General features: G+C 61.5%; 1 protein-coding gene (cut by a window edge). It reads left to right on the top strand.

What is annotated here, in order from left to right:
• A protein-coding gene (locus O2N64_RS04035; RefSeq protein WP_271078999.1) for a tandem-95 repeat protein crosses the window boundary here: on the top strand, window positions 1-25752 show its 3' portion. It extends 6360 nt beyond the left edge of the window; only the last 25752 of its 32112 coding nucleotides appear in the window; its start codon lies off the left edge, out of view; it ends in the stop codon at window positions 25750-25752.

Below are 25752 nucleotides of genomic sequence, written 5' to 3'. Positions count from 1 at the left end.
GATGTCATCTCCGGTGGAGCGGGAGCCGACGCGCTGGCCGGCGGCAAGGGCAATGACGAATATCGCTACAATGTCGGCGATGGCCGTGATTCCATTCTGGACACTGGCGGCATCGACAAAATCGTATTCGGCGAACTGATCACGCAGGATCTGTTGACCTGGCGCGAAATCGATGGCGACCTCGTCATTTCGCTTGGCAATAGCGGTGACAGCCTCGCGATCATCGGTGGCTACAAGGCCAATCCGGTCGAGACTTTCGAATTCGCAGACGGAACCGTGCTGTCCATCGCCGATGTGCGCGCGATGATTTTTGAAAATCGCCCGGCCGATGCGCAGGAAACCATCGACCTGCGCGATCTTCCGCAGGACCGCGTGTATTTTGCGGGTAAAGGCAATGATCGCATCATCATGGCGCAGGACTCGACTATTGTCCTGACGTCCGGTGACGGGATCAATTCGGTGGAAATGCCATCGGGCGTTGCCGAGGCGACTGTCGAGCTCAGCGATTTCAGCGTGAATTCGGTCGAGGTCCGCCGCGCCGCGATCAATTCGAACGATCTCATCCTCGCTTTCCCGGCGACGGGCGACCAGCTCGTGCTACGCTCTGCGCTGGCCGGTGCCACAATTCCGTCCATCGTCTTTGCGGATGGGGCGCGCTGGGCAGTCGAAGATGTGTTCGCTGCATGGGTCGAAGGCCAGGCCACCTCTGGCGACGACAAGATCGAAGGCAGCTTGCAGGCCGATCAGCTTGCAGGCGGGCTGGGAGACGATCTGCTGCGCGGTGGAGCAGGCGATGATACCTATCGCTTCACCCGCGGCGACGGACGCGACATCATCGTTGACAGCGCTGGCGCCGATGTTCTCGAAATCAGCGGCTATTTGCAATCAGAGCTCCGCGTGGCGCGGCTGTCGGACGATCGCAACGAGATCATTCTCACCTTTGCCGACAGCGGTGACGAGATCACCCTACGTTATGACGCTGCATGGAGCGGAGTTGAAACCCTGCGCTTCAGCGATGGCAGCACGCTTTCGCGGACGGACCTGCTCGCCCGTATTTCGCTCACCGGCAGCGAGCGCGATGATATCCTGACGGGTACGAGCGGCGCGGACACGCTGGATGGCGGCTTTGGCGATGACATGCTCGATGGTCGCGGAGGAGCGGACACCTATCGCTTCGGCATAGGCTATGGCCACGACACGATTGCCGCACAGACCGGCGGCGCTCCAAACGCCGTTCTGGCGCTGGGCACCGGCATTACCGCCGACCGCCTGACGATTTCGACCGATCGCGACGGCAATGTGGTGATCGCGATTGCAGGCACCGAAGACCGCATTGCCATTGGCCTTGATGCGAACGGAAATCCGGCGATCGGCACGGTCACTTTTGTTGACGGGACAAGTGTGCCCTTCGCCGATCTGGCCGCATCGATCAGCGGCGGCGATCGCGACGATCTCCTGCGCATTTTCGGCACGAATGGCGGTCCGCTTGCCGGTGCAGGCGGCAATGATCGCCTGATCGGCAATGCCGGCGCAGACACGCTGGCTGGCGGCACGGGCGATGATAGCCTCGAAGGCGGCGCTGGTAGCGACACTTATGTGTTCGCGCGCGGCGATGGGCAGGATGTCATTACCGAAGTTGTCGATCCGGCCGAAACCGACCGTATCGTTTTTGCAGAGGGCATCGCTTCGGGCGATATCCGCTTCATCTCCGCATCGCCCAATGACATCGTGGTCGGGATTGTCGGCACCGAAGACCGCATCACCCTGAAAGGCATGATCAGCGGCGCGGGGTCGATCGAGCGGTTCGAATTCGCCGATGGCAGCTTCTGGGATTACGGCGAAATCATGAGCCGCGCCCTGGCCGGAACGCCGGGCGACGATACGATCGACCTGACCAAGCGCGATCTCAACGCCGCACTCGATGGGCGCGAAGGCAATGATGCGCTGTCGGGCGGCACTGGCGACACGGGATACTTCTTCGGCCCCGAAACGGGCCAGGACACGGTTGTCGAGCCGACCGGGACCGCCTCGCAGGACACCGTTCGCGTCGCAGCCGGTGTGACGATTTCTGATCTGATCGTGGTGCGCGAAGGATCGGACCTCGTGCTGCGCATCATCGGCCATGAAGGCGCCCGCATGCGCCTTGTCGGCCAGGCGAGCGCCACGCGGATCGAAACCGTCATTTTTGCCGACGGAACAGAGTGGAGCGACGCGACGCTGCTCGCCGCAGCACTTGCGCCCGTCGATGCACAGCGCTTGCTCAATCCCCCGGTCGATAATGGCGATCCGTTCGCCGATCCGCTGTTCGATCGCGATATTGGCGGCGAAGAGGAAGTCGCGACCGGCACGATCGGCCTTGTCGATGATCCTGCCAGCGTCGGTAAAGTCGAGGACATCGGATCCGGCCTCCACGCGCGCCAAATCGTCGGTCTCGCCGATAGCAACGTCTACCACCTGTTCGTAGCCGACGCGCACCGCGGCGTGGGTGTGGACACCATCACCAATTTCCGCGTCGGTGACGGCGGAGACAGCCTTTCGATCCAGTACGGCGCATCGGCATCGGGCACTGTGCGCCTGACGCAGGACGGTGCGGACGCGCTGATCTGGTTCATCGACAATGGAGCCAGGAGCTATGAGGAAGGCCGCCTGCTGCTGCGTCTTGCGGGCGTTCAGGCGAGTGAGCTGACTGGCTTCAATTTCAGCGGAGCACCTTTCGATCCGACACCCGCAGTCGTAATTTCCGACAGTTCGGCCTCAAACACGCTGACCGGCGGCTGGGGCGCTGACGATCTGCGCGGGAACAACGGCAACGACGTCCTTGAAGGCGGCCCGGGCAACGATTACCTGAACGGTGGGTGGGACAACGACACCTATCGTTTCAGCCGCGGGTTCGGTCAGGATACGATCTACGAGGGCGGCCGCTATCAATTCGATGTCATCGAATTCGACGACACGATTTCTCCGGATGAGGTCAGCTTCGAGCAGGACTGGCCCGATCTCATTATCAAGATCAATGGAACGAGCGACCAGATCCGGGTGCAGCGTTTCTACGATCATGAATACGCCAATATCGAAGAGATGCGGTTTGCCGACGGCACCGTGTGGGGCCGCAATGAACTGGCGCAGCGGACGTTCGTCGCGACCGACGGCGACGACCAGATGCGCGGTGCCTATTGGGGCGACACGCTGGTTGGCGGCGAAGGTAATGACGATCTGCGCGGGAACAGCGGCGCCGACATCATCGAGGGCGGCACCGGCAACGATTACCTGAACGGCGGCTGGGACAACGACATCTACCGTTTCAGCCGCGGGTTCGGTCAGGATACGATTTACGAGGGCGGTCGCTATCAATTCGATGTCATCGAATTCGACGACACGATCTCTCCGGATGAGGTCAGTTTCGAGCAGGACTGGCCCGATCTCATTATCAAGATCGACGGAACGAGCGACCAGATCCGGGTGCAGCGTTTCTACGATCATGAATACGCCAATATCGAAGAGATGCGGTTTGCCGACGGCACTGTGTGGGGCCGCAATGAACTGGCGCAGCGGACGTTTGTGGCGACCGACGGCGATGACCAGATGCGCGGCGCCTATTGGGGCGACACGCTGGTTGGCGGCGAAGGTAATGACGATCTGCGCGGGAACAGCGGCGCCGACATCATCGAGGGCGGCACCGGCAACGATTACCTGAACGGTGGGTGGGACAACGACATCTACCGCTTCAGCCGCGGGTTCGGCCAGGATACCATTTACGAGGGCGGTCGCTATCAATTCGATGTCATCGAATTCGACGACACGATCTCTCCGGATGAGGTCAGCTTCGAGCAGGACTGGCCCGATCTCATTATCAAGATCGACGGAACGAGCGACCAGATCCGGGTGCAGCGTTTCTACGATCATGAATACGCCAATATCGAAGAGATGCGGTTTGCCGACGGCACTGTGTGGGGCCGCAATGAACTGGCGCAGCGGACGTTTGTGGCGACCGACGGCGATGACCAGATGCGCGGCGCCTATTGGGGCGACACGCTGGTTGGCGGCGAAGGTAATGACGATCTGCGCGGGAACAGCGGCGCCGACATCATCGAGGGCGGCACCGGCAACGATTACCTGAACGGTGGGTGGGACAACGACATCTACCGCTTCAGCCGCGGGTTCGGCCAGGATACCATTTACGAGGGCGGTCGCTATCAATTCGATGTGATCGAATTCGACGGAACGATTTCTCCCAGCGATTTGGTTATCGAGCAAAGCTGGCCGGACCTAATCATCAGTCTGGCGGGTACCACCGACAGGATTACAATCCAGCGTTTCTACGACCATGAATACGCCAATATCGAAGAAGTGCGGTTTGCCGATGGAACGGTGTGGTCACGTAACGAGCTCTCACAGATGGGGCTTCTATCGACTGAGAGCGATGACTTTAAGCGCGGTGCATATTGGGCTGATGACCTTGCAGGTGGTGCCGGTAACGACTCGCTATATGGCAACAGCGGCAATGACGTGCTCGATGGAGGGACGGGCAATGACTATCTGAGTGGCGGCTGGGACAACGACACGTATCGCTTCAGCCGGGGTTTCGGGCAGGATGTTATCGCCGACGGCGGTCGCAACCAGTTCGACGTTATCGAGTTCGATGACACGATCACTCCAGCAGATGTAATCATCGAAACGTCACATCCGGATCTGATCCTGCGGATCGCCGGCACGGACGATGTTATCTTCATCGCCAATGCGATCAACCACGATTACTACCGCATCGAAGAAGTGCGCTTCACCGATGGCACCAAATGGAGCCACGCCTACATGGTCGGCGCGGCGACAGCAGTCACTGCAGAGCGGCCTACGGTCGGCACCGGTGCACCTGTCTTTGTCGAACCTGCTGAGAATACCGGCACCGATGGAGCCGATCTCCTTGGCGGCACGGATGACAACGATACTATCGATGCGGGCGCTGGCGATGATGATATTTCCGGCGGCGTCGGGGACGATCTGCTGCGTGGCGGCACCGGCAATGACATCTATCGCTTCGCGCGCGGAGACGGGCAGGACATCATACTCGAGGCCGGCGGGTTCGACCGCCTTCTCTTCGATGCAGGCATTGCTCCAACCGATGTTCGCATTATGCCGAGCGGCGCGAATGATATCGTGCTGCACATCAGCGGAAGCGGCGAACGTGTAACGCTGCGCGGCGCGCGCTTCGGCCAGCAGGTGACGATCGACGAGGTCGCATTCGCGGACGGCACCGTCTGGACGCTCGAACAGCTGCAGCTTTCCGCGCAGCAGTCGACCTCCGGCGATGATCTCATCTACGGCACCAATGATGGCGATCGTCCCGATCAGCCATTGCTCGACGTGCAGGGCGAAAACCTGCTCACCAACGGCGGGTTCGAGGAATCGGCGGCAGACGCAACGGCAATCAGCTGGGGCTATCGCAATTCCACCCTTCCCGGCTGGACGCGCCTCGATTCCACGCAGTCGCCTTCGGCCCTGTCTTTCGAGCAGATCAATTCCGGTTATGCCGGAATTCCGACGACCGAAGGCAAGTACTGGCTCGAGCTCGACGGCAGCCCAAGCTGGTCGGGCAATAGCAATCTCCACATCGTGCAGCAGGTCGATGGGCTGGCCGACGGCGAGCTTCTGCTGCTGCAATTCGACCATGCGAGCCGTGCGAGCGCGGCCAATGCGGAATTCGAAATTCTGTGGAACGGCGTTGTCGTCAAGACAATTATTTATGGCGATACTGCCATGCAGCATGTCGAGCTGCAACTGACCGCGCAGGCCGGACCGAACCTGCTCGGTTTCCGTTCTCTCGGCCCATCTGATGGCTTTGGCGCTTCGCTCGACAATGTTCAGCTCCACCGCGCGAGCCTTGCCGAGATCGTCGATCGCACACTCGATGGCGGCGAAGGTAACGACACGATCCACGGCCTTGACGGGAACGACATCATCTCCGGCGGGGAAGGCCGCGATACGCTGCACGGCGGCGAAGGCGATGATGTGATTGAAGGCGGCACGGGGTCCGATGTCATTCGTGGCGATGCCGGAAATGACACGATCACGGGCGGCACAGGCGCCGATGCCATCAGCGACAGCAGCGGCGATGAGACCTATCACTACGATATCGGAGATGGTCAGGACACGATCACGGACAGCGCTGGCATCGACAGGGTCGTGTTCGGCGCATCGGTCCTGCTCGCAGAGATTTCCGTGGTCCGCACGGCCAATGATTTGACGATCAGCTTTGCAGGCGAAAACGATCGCCTGACAATTTTCGGCGCGATGTCCGATTCGGCGCGTCAGATAGAGACTTTCCTCTTCGCCGATGGAACCGAGCTCACTCATGCCGAAATGGCGGCTCTCACCGATTTCACCACCGTTTCGGCCAACAGCCGCGTCTATGGCGATGGTGACGACATCATCGCTGGTAGTGCTGTTTCCGAGACGCTCGACGGTGCGGGCGGCAATGATACGATCGACGGTGGCGAGGGCAATGACACTCTTCGCGGGCAGGCCGGCGACGATACGCTGATCGGTGGACCGGGTACGGATTCGCTCGACGGTGGTACGGGCAACGACACCTATCACTACAATCGCGGCGACGGTCTCGACACGATCACCGATGCAGAGGGTATCGACAAGCTCGTGTTCGGCGCAGGGATCGCGCCTGCAGAGATTGTCGTCCGCAACAACGGCAGCGGCGCTCTTGTGCTGCTGGTCGAGGGCACCAGTGACCGTGTGGTGCTGAATAACGCGCTGGCGGCCGATGCGGCGACCGTTGAGACCGTTGAATTCGCCGATGGCACCGTGTGGGATCTCACCGAACTGCGCCGCCGCAGCCTGGTCGGCGGCGAGGGCGACGACGCGTTCACGGCTTACGATTCCGCCAGCAAGCTCGAAGGCAATGGCGGCAGCGATCGCCTCGACGGAGGTCTGGCCGATGACACGCTGATCGGCGGCACAGGCGATGATGCGCTGAGCGGCGGTTTCGGCAATGATCTGTACGTCTACAACGCCGGAGACGGCAGCGATGTCATCACCGAGAATGGCAACACTTCAAACGATCGGCTGCGGATCGGCGGATACACCCAGGACCAGGTCCGCTTCAGCCTGACCGGACCGGCGCTTGCGGATGTCACCATCCGTTTTCTCGGCAGTGACGAGACCATCGTGATCGCTGGCGGCGCGGCATCCGGCCCTGCCGCTGCGGTCGAGTTCATCGAAATCGCCGATAGCGGCGTAACCCTGACGCTGGCGGACGTGCTGGCGCAGGCCGTGCCTGACGCCACAAATGTATCTTCCGTCCAGCGCGGCACCGATGGCGATGACTCCGTCACCGGCACCATGGGCGCAGACTATCTCGCGGGCGGTAGCGGTGCGGATAGCGTCGACGGCGGCGCGGGCGACGATGTGTTCCTCGATATCGGTGCGGATGCCAGCGTCGACACCTACACCGGCGGCGAGGGCCGCGACCTTTATCTGAGCCTTCCCGGCAAAGGTGCGGACGCCTCTTTCGTGGCCGACGTCATCACCGATTTCACTGCCGGACCTGGCGGCGACCAGATCCGCATCCTTTCAGCGAGCCCCAACCCCTTCGTCGATGGCGATCTTCGCCTGCTGCAACAGGGTGCAGATACGGTAATTGCTCGCCAGGCAGCGGACGGATCCTTCACCGCGCTTGTGCGCCTGCTGAATGTCGACCGCACCGCGCTTACGCCTGACAATTTCGAAGGCCTGCCGATCAGCCTCGATGCCGCCGTTGTGGTGGATGATGGCGATGGTGACGCTGTGGTCGATGGCGGCCAGCTTGATGATACGATCCGCGGTGGTGCGGGCAATGACACGCTCAACGGCTTTGCCGGGAACGACCGCATTTCGGGCGGCGCTGATAATGACACGATCGACGGCGGTTTCGATGACGACCAGCTTTCGGGCGGTCAGGGCAATGACACGGTTATTGGCGGCGAAGGCTCCGATATCCTCATTGGCGGTTCGGGCGATGACACGCTTACCGGCTTCGGCGATGGCAGCACGCGCGACGATATCGACATCTTGCGCGGCGGTACCGGCAATGACCGTCTCGAAGGCGGCATCGGCAGCGATATCTATGTCTTCGCGGCAGGCGACGGACAGGATGTCATCGCCGATTTCGGTGGCAATGACACTATTGAATTCGGCGCGGGCATCCTCGCATCGGATATCAGTGTTGCACAGGTCGATGGGCGACACATCGAATTGCGCATCGGTGACGGCGAGCAGCGCGTCCTGATCGATGGCGGCCTCGTCGATACGCGCCGTGTCGTCGAGACAGTGCTGTTTGCCGATGGCACCAGCTGGAACTGGGACGACATCATCGCGCGCTCGGCAACGGGCGGCGATGGCGACGATGTGCTGACCCTGCAAAGCTTCGACATCGTCCGCAACGGCAGTTTCGAAGAGCCCTTCAGCCGTTACAACCAGTACTGGTCCTACTCGATTCCGCACTGGCGGGATATCAGCGGCGGGCGCATCCAGATTATTACCGGCACCGCCGAAGGTATCGGCCCGAGCGATGGTAATAACTGGATCGATCTCGAAGCCGATGAGAACACCTGGATGGAGCAGAGCTACGGCAATCTCGTCGAAGGCGAGACGCTGCTGCTTGAATTCGACCACGCGAACCGGACGACCGCAGCTTCGGGCGCGTTCAATGTCTATTGGAACGGCGTGCTCGTGCTGTCCGTCTCGGAAGCAAACCGGAGCTACAAGACCAAGTCGCTCGAGCTTACCGCTGTCGAGGGCGAAAACCGCCTGTCGTTCCGCGGGCTCGGCTCGCTCAATACCGATGGCGCTTCACTCGACAATGTGCGCCTCCACCGCATCGATCCCGGCGCCACGGGCGGCACGCTTACGGGCGGTGCGGGCAATGATGTGCTCAAGGGCGGCTTCTATGATGACGTCCTGATCGGCGGTACTGGCAATGACCGTCTCGAGGGCGGCCGCGGTGATGACGAGTACCGCTTTGATGCTGGCGACGGGCAGGATGTGATCGTCGACGGCATCGGCACAAACCGCCTCGTCCTGGGCGCCGGCCTGACTGCCGATATGCTCCGCGCCAAGTTCGATGGCAACGATCTGGTTCTGCAGATTTCCGATAGCGAAGACCGTATTCGCATCGGCACGAGCGGTGCAGGAAGCCTCGATATCGCAAGCATCAGTTTCGCGGATGGCACAAGCCTGTCAGCAGCAGATCTGCGCGCGATGGCGCTGGCCGCGAGCGATGGCGACGATACGCTGATCGGCGATGCGAACGACAATGTGCTCGCAGGGCTTGGCGGTGCAGATTTGTTGCGCGGCTTCGAAGGCAATGACGATCTCGACGGCGGCGAAGGCAGCGACCGGCTGCAAGGCGGCCTCGGCGACGATATCTATCGCTTCGCTCGCGGCGGCGGCCATGACACGATCAGCGACACGGGTGGCAATGATGCGCTCGTGTTTGCAGAGGGCATCGCCGCCAGCGATGTGACTGTAGAGCAGAATGCCGGCGGAACAGGCTTCGTCCTGCGCCTGCGCGGCAGCGATGCACGCATCACGATTGAGGACGGTCTTGCCAGCGGCGCAGTCGAAGAAGTTCGTTTTGCCGATGGCACGGTGTGGACCGTTGCCGATCTTGTTGAGCGGTCTGGCACCTTCGGCAATGACACGATCAGCGGCGACGCGGGCGACAATATCATCACCGGCGGACTGGGCGACGATCTGCTGCGCGGCGGCGCTGGCAATGATACCTATCGCTTCACGCGCGGCGATGGCAGCGATGTGGTGTTCGACAATGCGGGCTCCACTGCCGACCGGCTCGAGATCACAGGCTATACGGCAGACGAAATCAGCTTCAGCCGCCGCGGCGAAGACAGCCTCGATGTCGCAGTGCGCTTTGCCGGAAGCGATGACCGGATCATCATCGTCAACGGGCTTTCCGATACGGCTGGCGTCGAAACCATCGCGCTGGATGACGGCACCGAAATTTCGGTCGCAACGCTGCAGGCCGATTTGCTTACCACGGCTCCCACCGACGGCAACGATGTGATCGTCGGCAGCGACAACAATGATGCGCTGACAGGCGAAGCGGGCCACGATCTGATCGAAGGCGGCGCGGGCGCAGACGTCTACAATTACTACCAGGGCGATGGGGACGACCGCATCGAGGCGCTGACCGGCGGTGCCGACAGGGTTGTCCTGCGCGATTATGCACTCTCGGATGTCGCATCCTTGCGGCGCGGCGGGCCGGACAATCTGGACCTTGTCGTGGAATTCGCCTCTGCGGGTGACAGGCTCATCCTGATCGGCGCTCTGGGAGATGCCAACGGCACATCGGGCAAGAGCGTTTCGCTCGAATTTGCCGATGGCCAGACCTGGACGCGCGATGACATGCGCGCGGCCGTTATCGATGATGTCGATGGTGCAGGGGATGACAATGTCATCGGCTTCAGCGGGGCAGACTTCTTCGCCGCGCGTCCGGGCAATGACACGCTGCTCGGCAATGGCGGCCTGGACATCTACGAATTTGGCGAGGGGTCGGGCCACGACACGATCGATGACGGCACGGCCAGCAGTTTCGACACGCTGCGCCTGATCGGCATCACGTCGGACATGGTTTCGGGCGAACGCCTGTTCGGTTCGAGCGACACGATCGTTCTGCGCGTCGCTGGCAACGAGAATGACACGCTGACAATCATCGATGCTCTCGCCAGCGATAACCGCGGGATCGAGAACTATTACTTCGCTGATGGGGTGACCTGGGGCAAAGCCGAGATCGCTGCGCTGCTCGATAACAACGCACCGACCATCGGGGCAGACGGGGTTTACTCCGTCACCTCCGGGCAGGAACTTGTGATCCGCGCCGATGTGCTGCTGTCGAACGATTTCGATGCCGATGGCGATCCGCTGCGCATCGTTGCAGTCGACGGCGGCGCAAATGCCGTCGCGACGCTCGATAGCGATGGCAATATCCGCTTTACCGCAATTGGCGATTTCTTCGGTCCGACGACGATTTCCTATACTATTTCGGATGGCCGCAACGGCTTTGACGATGCGGTTCTGGATATCCGCGTACGCCCGATCGCCACCGCCTATGACGATAGCGGCTTCGCTGTCGAAGAAGACGGGAATATCGTCATTCGCGTGGAGCGGCTTCTGTCGAACGACCTTGACGGTGACCGCATGGTCGTCGGCCAGGTCCTCGATCCCAGCGGTGGCAGCGTCTCGCTGTCGAGCGACGGCAACATCAGCTTCACGCCCGACGCGAACTTCAATGGCCAGGCGAGCTTCACCTATGTCGCCAACACGCCCGAAGGCGGCCGTGCCGAAGCGCAGGTGTTTATCGACGTTACGCCGGTCAATGATGCCCCAGCTGCGCGCAATGACAGCGTTTCGCAATTTGCCGAAGGGTCGTCGATCAGCATCGATCCGCGCGTCCTTCTCGCCAATGATACCGACATCGATGGCGATACGCTCATCGTGGAATCGCTCCAGTCCAATGCCAATGTGCAGGTCGCATTCGATGCGGACGGGCTGATCACGGTCACCCCGCGCGATTACTTCTGGGGCAATGCCTATTTCGATTACACGATCAGCGACGGCAATGGCGGCACATCCACCGGCCGGGTAAGCTTCACCGTTACGCCGGTGAACGACGCCCCTGAACTCGCCAACGACCGGATTGAAACCAATCAGGATGGCTCACCCATCCTCGAAGATAATCCGATTGTCATCGCCGCCGATCAGCTGCTCGCCAACGACATCGAGCACGATGGCGATCCCATGACCATTACCGGCGTGGCGCAAGGCGTAGGCGGCCGTGCTGAGCTGCTCGACAATGGCACGATCCTGTTCGAGCCCTATGCGAACTTCAACGGCGATGCATGGTTCTCCTACCGGGTGAGCGACGGGCAGGGCGGCTCCGCTTGGGCGCGTGCCACCATCGAATATCAGCCGGTCAACGACCGTCCGGTCGCGCGTGACGATGATTATCGCAGCAAATCGCTGCCGATCCTCAAAGGCACCGAAGACACGCCGATGGTCATCCCGATCGTGGAGCTGCTGAAGAACGACTACGACGTGGAAGGCTTCGCAGTCACTTTCGAGGAAGCCGGCAACGCGGTGAACGGCGATATCGTCATCGAAGGCGGCAATATCATCTTCACGCCTGACCAGGATTTCTGGGGCGAGGCGACCTTCAGCTACTCGATCACCGATCCTGAAGGCCTTGTCGACGGCGGCCGGGTAACGCTGTGGTTTGAAAATGTGGGTGACGGGCCGCCCGAAGCGGTCACCGATACGATCTACGTTTACGAAGATATCCCGACCGTCATCCAGATCGACTCGCTGCTGGCGAACGATACCGATATCGACCGCGATCCGCTCACCTTCCTCGGTTGGGGCTATCGCCGCGATCCGCTGAACGGCACGCTGGAATACGATGCGGACGGCAATCTGCTCTACACGCCGGATCGCGATGCGACCAAGTCGGGCGGGTTCACTTACACCATCACCGATGGCGCCGACGGCGAAGCCACCGGCAACGTCAATATCGTCATCATCCCGTCGAATGACGATCCGACCGTGGGTGAAGATTTCGGCTTCATCACGCCGGAAGATGTGCCGCTCGTCATCCGCGTCAGCGATCTGCTGGCGAACGATTTCGATATCGAGCAGCTTGATACGGATGGAGACGGCAAGCGGGATATCGACCTCGACAATCCGAACCGCGCGTTCCCTGAATTTGTCGGTGTCGACGGCGTTTACGATACGGTCGAGCTGCAGCTTGGAAATCGTGTGACGGCAGGTACGGCGCAGATTGTCGAATGGGCAGGCGAACAGTTTGTTGTCGTACGCGTCCCGGAAGGCTTCAGCGGCCAAATCGCCATAGAATACCGCATCCGCGACACCGAAGGTGCTGAGGATGTCGGCTTCGCCAACGCGACAGTCGCAGATTACTATGCCGGTGTCCTGACCGGCACGCCGGACCCCGACTATATCGAGGGCACGGCAACCGGCGAGATCATCCGCGGGCTCAACCGCGCCGACTGGATCGTCGCGCTTGGCGGCGATGATGTGATCGAGGCCGCACTGGGCGACGATCTGATCGAAGCCGGCGATGGCGACGATTTCATCAATGGCGGCGATGGTGCCGACCGGATCGATGGCGGGGCCGGTTTCGACACGGTGACATTCATCGATTCCGACATCGGTGTGCGCGCCGACCTTGAAGCGCGCATCGGCCAGGGCGGCTTTGCTCAGGGCGACGTCTATCTCGGCATTGAGGCCCTTATTGGCTCCGAATTTACCGACCTGCTCGGCGGCGACGGACAGGACAACCGGCTCGAGGGTCGCGGTGGCCACGATATCATCGAAGGCCGCGGCGGCGCGGATACGCTGATCGCAGGTGCCGGGAACGATACGTTGTCGGGCGGCGTCGGCGCCGATTATCTCGATGGCGGCGATGGCAGCGATACGGCTGTGTATGAATTCTCGACCGAGGGCGTCACTGTCTCGCTGCTGGATGGCACCGGATTTGGCGGCGAAGCCGAAGGCGATGTGCTGGTCGGCATCGAAAACATCATCGGCAGCGATCATGACGATGTGCTGACCGGCGATGATGCCGACAACCTCCTCTCGGGCAAGCGTGGCAATGATCTGCTGATCGGCGGCGCTGGCAATGATACGCTGATCGGCGGCCGCGGCGCGGATGTGCTGCAGGGCGGCGAAGGCGTCGATATCGCCGATTACACGCTTTCGCTCGAAGGCGTGACGATCGACATGGTCGATGGCACTGCGGGCGGCGGCGATGCGCTGGGCGATACCTTCAGCAGCATCGAGATCATCCAGGGCTCCTATCACGACGACATCATTCGCGGTGACGAAGGCGACAACCGCATTCGCGGCAATCGCGGCGCAGATGTGATCGACGGGCGCGGCGGCTTCGATATTGCCGATTACAGCCTGTCTGACGATGCGGTGGTTATCGACCTCGCACAGGGCGTCGGTCTCTCGGGCGAAGCGCTCGGCGATACGCTTATCGACATCGAAATGGTAGTGGGCTCGGTCTATGCCGATTCCTTCACCGGCAGCGCGGGCGATGACACATTCGAAGGCGGCTTCGGCAAGGATGTGATCGCCGGCGGCTTCGGCTCCGACACCTATGTCTTCGGTATCGAAGGCGATGAAGACACGATCAACGAGCTGGGCGATGCTGCCGATATCGACCGCATCCAGCTCAATGCCACAGTTGCGCCCAAGGACGTTTCGATCCTGCGCGATGCCGACGATCTGTTCCTCGAATTCGAACGGGACGACGGCTTCCTGATCGATACGATCCGGGTGACCGATCACTTCCTCGGCCGCGAGACGGGTATCGAGGAAATCGTCTTCACCAATGGCACCGTATGGGATGTCGATACGATCGACACGCTGCAGCGTATCGGCCGCTTTAACGCTGCCGACGATATCGTCCGCTTCGCCAAGGAAGACGAGCCGATCCTGATCGATCCGGCTTTCCTGATCGAAAACGATACCGAAGATGTTTCGACGCTCAGCTTCGTGGGTATCGATCGCGGCATCAAGGGCACGGCGACCGTCAATGAAGACGGCATGATCGAGTTCCTGGGCGATCTCAATCACAATGGCGATGCGTTCTTCTACTACGTGGTGCGAGACGAGTTCGGCCGCGAAAGCTCGGCCCGGGTCGAAGTCAACCTGGCGCCTGTCAATGACGCGCCGACCGCCGTCGATGATGAGCTGCAATACGGCACCGAAGACGTGCCGATCCGCATCCGCATCGACACGCTGCTCGCCAATGACTGGGATATCGATGGCGACAATGCGGCAGAGGGCCTGCGCATCGTCGGCATCAAGCCGCTAGAGAACATCGATGGCGACGATATCGATCGCTACAAGCACCGCGATTATCAGTTCGCCGCCAGCAATATCTCCGGCTCGATCAAGGGCGACTATCTCGAATTCAAGATCAAGGGCGATTACTACGGCACTGCTGGCTTCCAGTACGTTCTTGCCGATTCTTCGGGCGCAACGGACACGGCCACGGTCGAAGTCTATATCACTCCGGTCAATGATGCGCCGCGCGCGGATGGCGGTGTGCGCAAGATCCGCCTCAGCTCTGTTACCCGCATTACTGCGGCTGACCTGCTGGCATATAGCTATGACATCGAAGGCGATGCGATCAGCTTCGTTGGGCTGTATGAAGGGGCGGATCTGAACGCCGCCACCAATGGCTCGATCACCATCGATCCGGACACCGGCGACTTCCTGTTCACTGCCGATGCGCTGGGCCAAGCCAGCATCGATTACCAGGTGATCGATGCCCGCGGCGCGCAGGCTACCCTGAAATACAATCTCTTCGTCAAGCCGGACAATGACGCGCCGGTGGCTGCCAATGATTACGGCCTGCGCACGCTGGAAGACCAGCTGCTGGTCATCGATCCGGCCCGCCTACTCGCCAATGACCGTGACGAGAATGGCGATACGCTGTTGATCGAAAGCCTCTCGCGCTTTGCTGAAAACGGCAAGGTGCGCATCAATGATGATGGCTTCATCGAATTCGCACCGCGCGCCGATTTCAACGGTTCGGCCGGGTTCGAATACACCATCAGCGATGGCCGCGGCGGTTTCGATACCGCCTATGTTTCGATCACGATCCTGCCGCGCAATGAAGCGGCGATCCTGCGCGATGACCTTGTGGCAGGTCTCGAAGACGGACCGCAATTCGTCATCCCGGCTGAAGCATTCGGCAATGATATCGAGCCCGATGGCGACGTGCTGTTCTTCAAGCGCGCCCGCTTCCTTGGGGTCATGGACCAGCGCTGGCTTTCGCCCGACTTCACTGTCGAAGCGCGGATGGCCGATGGCTCCCCGCTGGTTGGCGATCTGAGCTTCGATGCCGCGACCATGACGTTCTCGGGCACATTGCCCGATGGCGTTACCGATGGTGTGGAAGTCGACGTCTGGCTGGAAGATCCCGCCAATGGCCGCGTGTTCAACACCCGCATCACGCTGACTGCCGAAAGCCTTGCTGGCGGATATGGCGCGCAAGACGAAGTTCTCGCAGGCTTTACCATTCGCGAGGCGCATGCGAGCAGCCTGGAATTCGGACTTGGCGACCTGCCGGCTGATGCAGTGGCCACCGCGGCGCTGGCTGATGGTCCACCGCTTCCTGCATGGCTGGTGTTCGACGCCGCGACGCTTAGCTTAGCTGGCACACCGCCTGTCGATGCCGAGGCGACTTACGAAGTTGCGATCACGTTCACGCGCCCCGATCCTGCAGGCGGCGCGGACCTGACGTTCACCGATAGCCAGCTTCTCGACACTTCGGCTCTCACAGCTGGACCCGTCGCCTACGATAGCGATGTCGCACTGTTCGATCTGGACGGTGCAAGCGTGGTCGCGCAGCTCAACGGCGGTCGCCCACTGCCGGACTGGCTCGCCTTCGATTCGGAGACCCGCACGATCGGTCTTTCCGGTTTCGAGCCGGATGCCGATGCGCAGCCGGTGCGACTGCAGATTGTCTTCACCCCGCCCAAGCGCGTGCTGCCTGATGGCACCTACGCCTCGACCGATCGCGGCTTCACGCTGGAGTTCGTGATCGATCCTGCCGTCGGCATCGATCCGGCGATCAATGCTGTGCTGGCAGGCGATCCGTTCTTCGCTTCGCAGGGCCTCTACGCGCTCGATCTCTCGGACGCTGGCGGCCTCAGCGTGCTGCGTGAAAGCGGTGCTCCGCTCAACGACTGGATGTCGTTCGATCCCGAGACGCTGAGCTTTGCCGGCACGCCTCCGCCCGAATTCGTTGGTGCCGTGCCGATCCGCCTCGATATCGCAGGCGGCGGCGATGTTCCGGCCATGTCGATCATCACCGAAGTGGTGGTGGATGATACCTTCACTTTGAAGTCTGCTGGAAGCTTTGGACTGCGTGTCACCGATGAACGGATCACGCTGGATTCGCCGGATGACTTCAACGGCACCGCCGTCTTCTCTTACGACACGACGGATGAGAAGGGCGCTGTTTCGGACGAGCCGGCACGAATCTTCTTCAACGTGCGTCCAACGCGTGAACGGCCCGATGCCGGTGCCGATGCGCTGGTTGTCGATGAAGGCTTCTCGGTCCGCGTTACCGTGGCCGAGCTTATCGCCAATGATTTCGACCGCGATGGCGATGCCATGCGCATCACCGGCTTCGATGAGCCTGCACAGGGCCAGCTGGTGATCGAGCTGGGCCAGATCAGCCTCGATGTGCCCGCAGGTCTCGAGCCTGTTGCAGGCGCGACTTATTCGGCGACGCTTGCCGATGGCAGCGAACTGCCGGGCTGGCTTGCAATCGATGCCGCAACCGGGGTCATCACCGGCGAAGTGCCGCTCGATATGCTCGGCACGCTCGATATCACCGTCAGCCGCGATGTTGGCGGCACGGTGGACAGCGCCTCTCTCAGCACCATGGTGGACGGAAATGCGGGCGCGGCAGTGCTCTACACGCCCGATGCAGCCTATAGCGGCAAGGACGCCTTCACTTACACTCTGACCGACGATCGCGAAGGCGAGAGCACGGGCAATGTGGCGGTGACCGTCAACCCGCTGGAAGATCCGCCAGTGGCGCGGGCCGACACGGTCGATGCCGTAGAAGAAACGCCGCTCGTCATCAGCCCGGCAGAATTGCTCGCCAATGATTATGACGTGGATGGAGACCCGATCCGCTTCCTCGACGTGGCCAATGCCACCAATGGCACCGTCACCTATGACGGTACGGACATAACCTTCACGCCGGATGACAATTTCTCCGGCAAGGCGAGCTTCGAATACACCGTAACCGACGACCGCCACGGCGTTTCGACGGGCAAGGTGACGGTCAATGTCGCCTCGACCAACCAGGCGCCTGTTCTTGGCGCCGACGTGTTCGAAACCGAAGAGGATGTGCCGTTCACCTTCACCATCGATGATCTGATGGCGAATGACATTGATCCCGATGGCGACACGCTGCGCTTTGAATCGCTCCAGCGTTCGGTTGACGGCGCGCGCATCTTCGAGCTGCCGGGTGGCCGCTTCCAGCTGGTGCCGGATGAAAATGTGAACGGCGCGCTGGTATTCAAATACACCGTCACCGATGGTCGCAAGCGCACCACGCAAACCGTCACTTTCAATGTCGCGGCGATCAACGATGCGCCGATTGCAAATGCCGATTTCGGCTTCGTCACCGACATGGACGTGCCGGTCGTGATCGATTTTGCCGAAATGATCGCCAATGACCGCGATGTGGAGGGCGACAGCTTCTCCATCGTCGAAGTCTTCGACGGCGATCAGGGCTTCGTGACCCGCGACGGAGATACTGCGATCTTCACGCCGGATGGCGGCTATTTCGGCGATGCCGGTTTCCATTACCGCGTGACCGACGAGCACGGCGATTCCAGCGTCGGCTACGTCGAGATCATCGTCTATCCCGACTTCCCGCTACCGGTCGCATCCTCCGATGCCGGCCTCGAAATGCTCGAAGACGGGTTCATCGATATCGATCCCGCGCTGCTGATGGCGAACGATACCGCGCCCGAAGGCAGCACACTCAGCTTCGTGACGCTTCAGGGTGCCGAGCTGCTCGACAATGGCAAATACCGCTACACCGCAGAGCCGAATTTCTTCGGCGAAGTAACGCTGCGTTATGCGATCGAGAATGAGCAGGGCTTCCCCGTCTGGTCGACTGTCACCATCGATGTGCTGCCGGTGGAAGACGTTCCGGTGGCTCTCGATGATACTCTGGCGACCGTGGAAGACACGCCGCTGGTCATCTTCAAGGATGCGCTGCTCGCGAATGATAGCGATGCCGATCCGCAGGCGATCTTCATCAATGGCTTTGGCGAAATGCAAGGTCTGTCGATTGTCGATCTGGGCAACGGCCAATTGCAGATCACGCCGGATGAGAACTTCAACGGCGCAGCCTATTTCGACTACGAACTGTCCGACAGCACCGGCCTGACCGACACCGCCCGCGTGCATGTCTGGGTGGAGCCGGAGAACGATCCGCCGGTCATCGATCTCGTCCCGATCATGCGCGGACTTGAAGATGAGTCGTTTGTGGGTGCGCTGCCATCAGGCTTTGCCACCGATCCCGATGGCGATGTCCTGGCGATTAGCGTGCGCGGCAAGGACGGCGCATCGCTTCCCGAATGGCTCAGCTACGATAGTGCAACCCGGAGCCTCTCCGGCCAGCCGCCTGCCGATTTCAACGGCGCGATTGCGCTGGAAGTGGCAGCCAGCGACGGCGAATTCGAAACCGTGCGCGAACTGATCGTCTCGATCGAGCCGGTCAATGATGCGCCGGTCGTCGATAGCGGTGTCGACGATTTCGCCTCGGCAGAGGACAATGCCTTTGCCATGGCGATGCGCAGCGATGCCTTTGCCGATGTCGATGGCGATACGCTCGAATATTCGCTGAGCATGGCCGATGGCACGGCCGTTCCGGACTGGGTACGCCTCAACGGCACCATCCTCGAAGGCACGCCGCCCGCGAACTTCAATGGCGCGCTGGCGCTGGTGGTGACCGCAAGCGATGGCGAGCTTACCGCGAGCGAGGGCTTCACCCTCACCATTACCCCGGTCAATGATGCGCCGGTGCTGGATGCGCCGCTTGGCGACTACATCAGCGCTGAAGACAGCGCGCTCACCATCGATATTCCGGAAGGCACCTTCTCGGATGTCGATGGGGACGCGCTGGCCCTGACCGCAACTCTCGCGAATGGCGATGATCTTCCGGCATGGCTCTCGTTCGACGGAACACGCTTCACCGGTACGCCGCCGCAGGATTTCCATGGCCAGTTTGCGCTCACCGTGACGGCGAGCGATGGCGAATACAGCGCCAGCAGCAGCTTTACGCTGGTGATCGAGCCGGTGAACGATGCGCCTGCCGTTCTGACCCCGCTGGCCGATCTGGAAAGCGCAGAGGACGCAGCCTTCAGCCTGTCCTTGCCCACCGATGGCATCACCGATGTCGATGGCGACACGCTGAGCTTCGCCGTGACCATGGCCGATGGCCGCGTTCTGCCTGACTGGCTGACCTTCACCGGTAGCACTCTCGAAGGAACCCCGCCGGCTGACTTCAACGGTACGCTCGACTTGCGTCTCGTCGCCAGCGATGGCGAGCTCACCGCAATCGACGCGTTCGCGCTGGTCATTTCGCCAGTGAACGACGCTCCGGTGTTGCTGACCCCGCTCAGCGATTTCGCCAGCGACGAAGACGCGAGCATTGCTTTCAACCTGCCGCTCGATCGCTTTGCCGATGTCGATGGCGATACGCTGGGATTCACCCTGTCATTGGCTGACGGCAGCGCCCTGCCGGACTGGCTGGCCTTCGATGCTGCAACCGGTGCGCTTACCGGCACACCGCCGCAGGACTTCAACGGCGCGCTCGATCTCGTCCTGACGGCGAGCGATGGTCTCGAACAGGTGGCGGCGACTTTCCGCCTCAACATCGATCCGGTGAACGATGCGCCGCAACTGCTTGCGCCATTGGCCGATGTCGATGGGGTGGAAGATACGGCTATCGCATTCACCATCCCGGCTGGCACCTTCGGCGATGTCGATGAGGATGCTCTTACGCTGACGGCGACGCTGGTTGGCGGCATGGCTCTGCCGGACTGGCTCACGTTTGACGGCGTGGGCTTCTCCGCAACGCCTCCCGCCAATTTCGACGGAACCGTCGCAATCACCGTAACTGCCAGCGACGGCGAGTATGCGGCGAGCGATAATTTCGTGCTGCGCTTCGCTTCGGTGAACGATGCGCCAATGCTCGACACGCCGCTTGTCGATCTGGCGAGCTATGAAGATGAGGCAATCGATCTCGCAGTCGACACCGCTGCCTTCTCCGACGTGGATGGCGATGCGCTGATGCTCACCATGACCATGGCTGATGGCAGCGCGCTGCCGGAGTGGCTCGATTACGCCGATGGCCGCCTATTCGGCCTGCCGCCTGCAGACTTCAACGGCGGTGTGGATCTGCGTTTCACCGCCAGCGACGGCGAATATTCGGCCAGCGATGTCTTCACCCTGGTGATCAACCCGGTCAACGATGCGCCGGTGCTTGCCAACTGGTTCGCTGGCGATGTGCGCACGGCGGAAGATGAGATCGTGGATGTGGCCCTGCCTGCCGACGCCTTCACCGATGTCGATGGTGATATGCTGGCGATCAGCGCAAGCCTTGCCGATGGCAGCGCGCTGCCGGAGTGGCTCTCGTTCGACGGAACTCGCTTCACCGGCACCCCGCCGCAGGACTTCAACGGATCGTTCGATATCGTGGTGACGGCGGATGACGGCAGCGAAAGCGTTTCCGCAGACTTCCGTCTGGTGATCGAAGCAGTCAATGATGCACCTGCCGTGCTCCAGCCGCTGGGCGATGTGGCTTCGCCCGAAGACACCGCGATCTCCGTTGGCATTCCGACCGATACATTCGGCGATGTCGATGGCGATGCGCTGACCCTGTCGGCACGGCTTGTGGGCGGCGTGCCGCTTCCCGCCTGGCTGCAATTCGACGGCGCGCGCCTCACCGGCACGCCGCCGCAGGATTTCAACGGTGTTCTCGATATCGAGGTGATGGCGAGCGACGGCCTGCTGATGGCGACCGACAGCTTCCGTCTTACGGTCACGCCGGTGAACGATGCGCCGGTGGTGCTGACCCCGCTTGCCGATTTGATGACGGCAGAGGATTACGCCATCGATCTGCCGCTGACCGGCGCGGGCTTCAGGGATGTCGATGGCGATACGCTGGCCTTCTCGCTCGAAATGGCGGACGGTTCACCGCTGCCGACATGGCTCGCATGGGATGGCGCGCGCATCACCGGTACGCCGCCTGCCGATTTCAACGGCGTCCTCTCGCTGCGCATGCGGGCGAGCGACGGCGCGCTGGAAGCGGTCGACACATTCGACTTCACGATTGTGGCGGTGAATGACGCGCCGCAGCTGCTGGTGCCACTGGCGGACCAGACCTCGCTGGAAGACCAGGCCTTCAGCTACACCATCCCGGCCGGCACGTTCGCCGATGTCGATGGTGATGCGCTGACACTGGTCGCGCGCCGCACCGATGGCACCGATCTGCCCGATTGGCTGTCCTTCGACGGGGCGACGCTTTCGGGCACGCCGCCGCAGGATTACTACGGCACGGTTGCGATCGAAGTTACCGCGACGGATGGCTTCCTGATCGCTACCAGCACCTTCACTCTGGCGGTCGATCCGGTGAACGATGCGCCGGTGCTGCTGGCTGCCCTGCCTGATCGAAATATTGCAGAGGACACCGCCTTCAGCCTGGCGATCGATCCGGCGAGCTTCAGCGATGTGGACGGCGATACACTTACGCTGACGGCGACGCTGGCTGATGGCTCTGAGCTTCCCGCATGGCTTTCGTTCGACGGCACCGCGCTTTCGGGCACGCCGCCGCAGGACTTCAACGGCTCGCTCGATGTCGCGGTTACGGCCAGCGACGGCGCGCTCAGCGCGACTGGCACTTTCACCCTCACCGTGGATCCGGTGAACGATGCTCCGGCGATCCTGACGCCGCTGGCCGATGTCACCGTGAGCGAGGATGTGGCTGTGGACTTCGCTCTGGCAAGCGGCAGCTTCGCTGATGTCGATGGCGATCCGCCGACCCTGTCGGCGACGCTTGCGGATGGCAGCGCGCTTCCCGGCTGGCTGTCCTTCGATGGCGAGCGCTTCACCGGCACGCCACCGGCGAACTTCAACGGCGTGTTCGATATCCTCGTCACTGCCAGCGATGGACAGCTTACCGGGGTGGACAATTTCACCTTGTGGGTCGCGCCGGTGAACGATGCGCCGGTCGTTTCCGGCAGCATGGGTGATGTCACGATCTTCGGGCGCGAGACCATCGACTGGCAGCTACCCGCCGATCTGTTCTTCGATGTCGATGGCGATACGCTGACCGTCACAGCAACGCTTGCCGATGGCAATGCGCTGCCCGACTGGCTGGTGTTCGACGGCACTGCCTTCAGCGGCACGGCGGTCGACGATTTCGATGGCGTGTTCGATATTGTCCTGACCGCAAGCGATGGCGAATATACCGCTCAGACGCAGTTCGCAGCGACGATCATCGATCCCAACGATCCGCCGATTGCCGCGGACGACGGTGTGTTCGTGGGCGTGCAGGCGACCGATCTCGCCATCCTCGCGAGCGATCTGCTGGCCAATGACAGCGACCCGGATGGCGATGCGATCAGCATCCTCTCGCTCGGCGCTGCCGGGGTCGGCTCGGTCGCCTTCGATGTGGACGGCAACATCGTCTACAGCGTGGACAGCACCTTTGTGGGCACCGACACCTTCACCTACACCATCACCGATGGGGATGAGACGGCCACCGGCACCGTGAATGTGCGCATCGACAGCCTCTATGAAGGTTGGTCCGAAGGCACGAGCGGTGACGACAAGCTGTTCGGCAACAACAAGGACGACAACTCGCTGAACGGCGGCACGGGCGATGACCACGTAAAGGGCGGCAAGCTGAATGACCGCCTCGCTGGGGGCGAAGGCAATGACAAGCTGCTTGGCCTTGCGGGCGATGATCACCTTTGGGGCAATGCCGGCGACGATCACCTGATCGGCAATGGCGGCTATGACACCGCCTATTACTTCGGCTATCGCAATACCTATGTGATCCAGACCGTCAGCGGCACGGTGCAGGTGGTCGACACGGCGCCTACGGCCGATGGCGATGACGGCACGGATACGATCGAGGGCATCGAGCTGCTTTCGTTCAAGAATGGTGAGACCGCTTCGGTCGTGTCACCAATCATCATCGACCTTTCGGGCGATGGCGTCCTCACCGTCAGCGCGGCGGACAGCAATGCCCGCTTCGATCTCGATGGTGATGGCCTGGCAGACGATACCAGCTGGATCAGCGCGGATGAGGCGTTCCTCTATCTCGATCGCAACGGTGACGGCACGATGTCGGGCGTTGAGGAAATCAGCTTCGTCGATGACCTTGAAGGTGCGTCGACTGACCTTGAAGGCCTCGCCGCATTCGACAGCAATGGTGACGGTGTGCTCAACGCGCAGGATGATCGCTATGGCGAATTCGGCGTGTGGCGCGATGCGGATGGCGATGGTGCAGTCGACGAAGGCGAAACCGCATCGCTGGCGACTGTCGGTATCGTCGCAATCGACCTTACGGGCACTCCGGTAGATGGTGTCACCGAGCTGGGCGAAGTTGCCATCATCAACACCGGCAGCGTGCTTCTTGCCAATGGCCAGTCGCGCGAATTCGCCGATGCGGCGCTCACCTACTTCTCCGCCGCGACAAATATGCCCGAGCTGGAGACGGTGAGCTATTCCTTCGATCGCAAGTCGAAGAAATATATGCTGCGGGTCGCTGGCGGCACGATTTCGATTACGCCGCGCAAGACCAGCAACGCTACCGATCCGGGCGCAGGCATGCTCGGTGCGAACACCGTGTTCTCCTTCCGCGGGAAGCAATACGGCATGTTTGCTCCGGTCGTCCTCGATCTCGGCGGCGACGGCGTGGAGCTGGTCAAGCGCAAGAAGTCGCGCGCCGGCTTCGATTACAATGGCGATGGCAGCATGGAAGATACCGGCTGGATCAAGGGCGACGATGGCTTCCTCGTCATCGATCGCAACAATGACGGCCTGATCACCGATGCCGCAGAACTTTCGCTCGCCAGTGAGAATGCCAATGCGCGCAGCGGGCTGCAGGGCCTCGCATGGCTGGACAGCAACAGTGATGGCCAGGTCGATGCAAATGATGCGCGCTTTGGCGAATTGCGCGTCTGGCAGGATCGCAACGGCAACGGGCGGACCGATGCAGGCGAACTTCGCAGTCTGGCCGATGTCGGCATCGTCTCGATCAGCCTGTCCGCCAGCGGTCAGGAGACCTTGCTCAAGGTGGACCGCAACGCCGTGGTCGCCACCGCCAGCTTCACCCGCAGCGATGGCACGGTCTCAACGGCGGCGGATGTATCGCTCGCCTATCGTCCGGGCAGGGCTGTGGGTCAGCCTGCAGCGACCGGCACAAGCTTCTCGCTGACGCCGCGGAACATCGCATCCAGCGTGCTGAACGCGACGGCCGTGCTGCGCGATTACTTTGGCTATCAGGGCGAGGCCAGCGCGATGCCAGCGATGATGCGCCGCGAATTTGCGAACGAATGGGACTCGCTCATCTCTGAATTCTTCGGCCACACCTCAACTGCGATGGAGCGGCGCGGATCCGTTACGAGCACCGTGCGCCCATGGCGTGATGAGCTGCCCCCATTCCTGGTGGATAGCTTCCGCACGCCGCTGCAAAATGACGCGACGCTCTACGATGGAATGACTGCCGAGATGGCGCAGCTCATCCGTGAGGCTCAATCGCTCGCAGCAGCGACGCAGGTCATGCCGCACGAGCGTGTCAAATTGGATGATGCGCTTGGCGATGCTGCCGTGCTTCCAGAGCATGTGTCTGCAGCCATGCTTGCTAATATCGAGCCGCAGATGCAGCGCGATGATGTTAGCGCAGCACGCACGCAGATTATGCCACATGAACGCGCCAAGCTTGACGATGACGGAAGCAAGGCAGCAGTCGTCCCGGCGGGTGTCCCCGAGGCGCAGCTGGCCAATCGCCTCGCGCTCATCCGTCAGGATCTCGGCACATTCGGTGTACGCGAACAGGATGAAACCGGACGTCGTGGTGTCTCGCCCACCGATCCGCTTGACTGGTATATCTAA

Source organism: Aurantiacibacter sp. MUD61 (assembly GCF_027912455.1).
GTDB lineage: Bacteria > Pseudomonadota > Alphaproteobacteria > Sphingomonadales > Sphingomonadaceae > Alteraurantiacibacter.
This window is presented reverse-complemented; position numbering and strand designations above follow the sequence as displayed.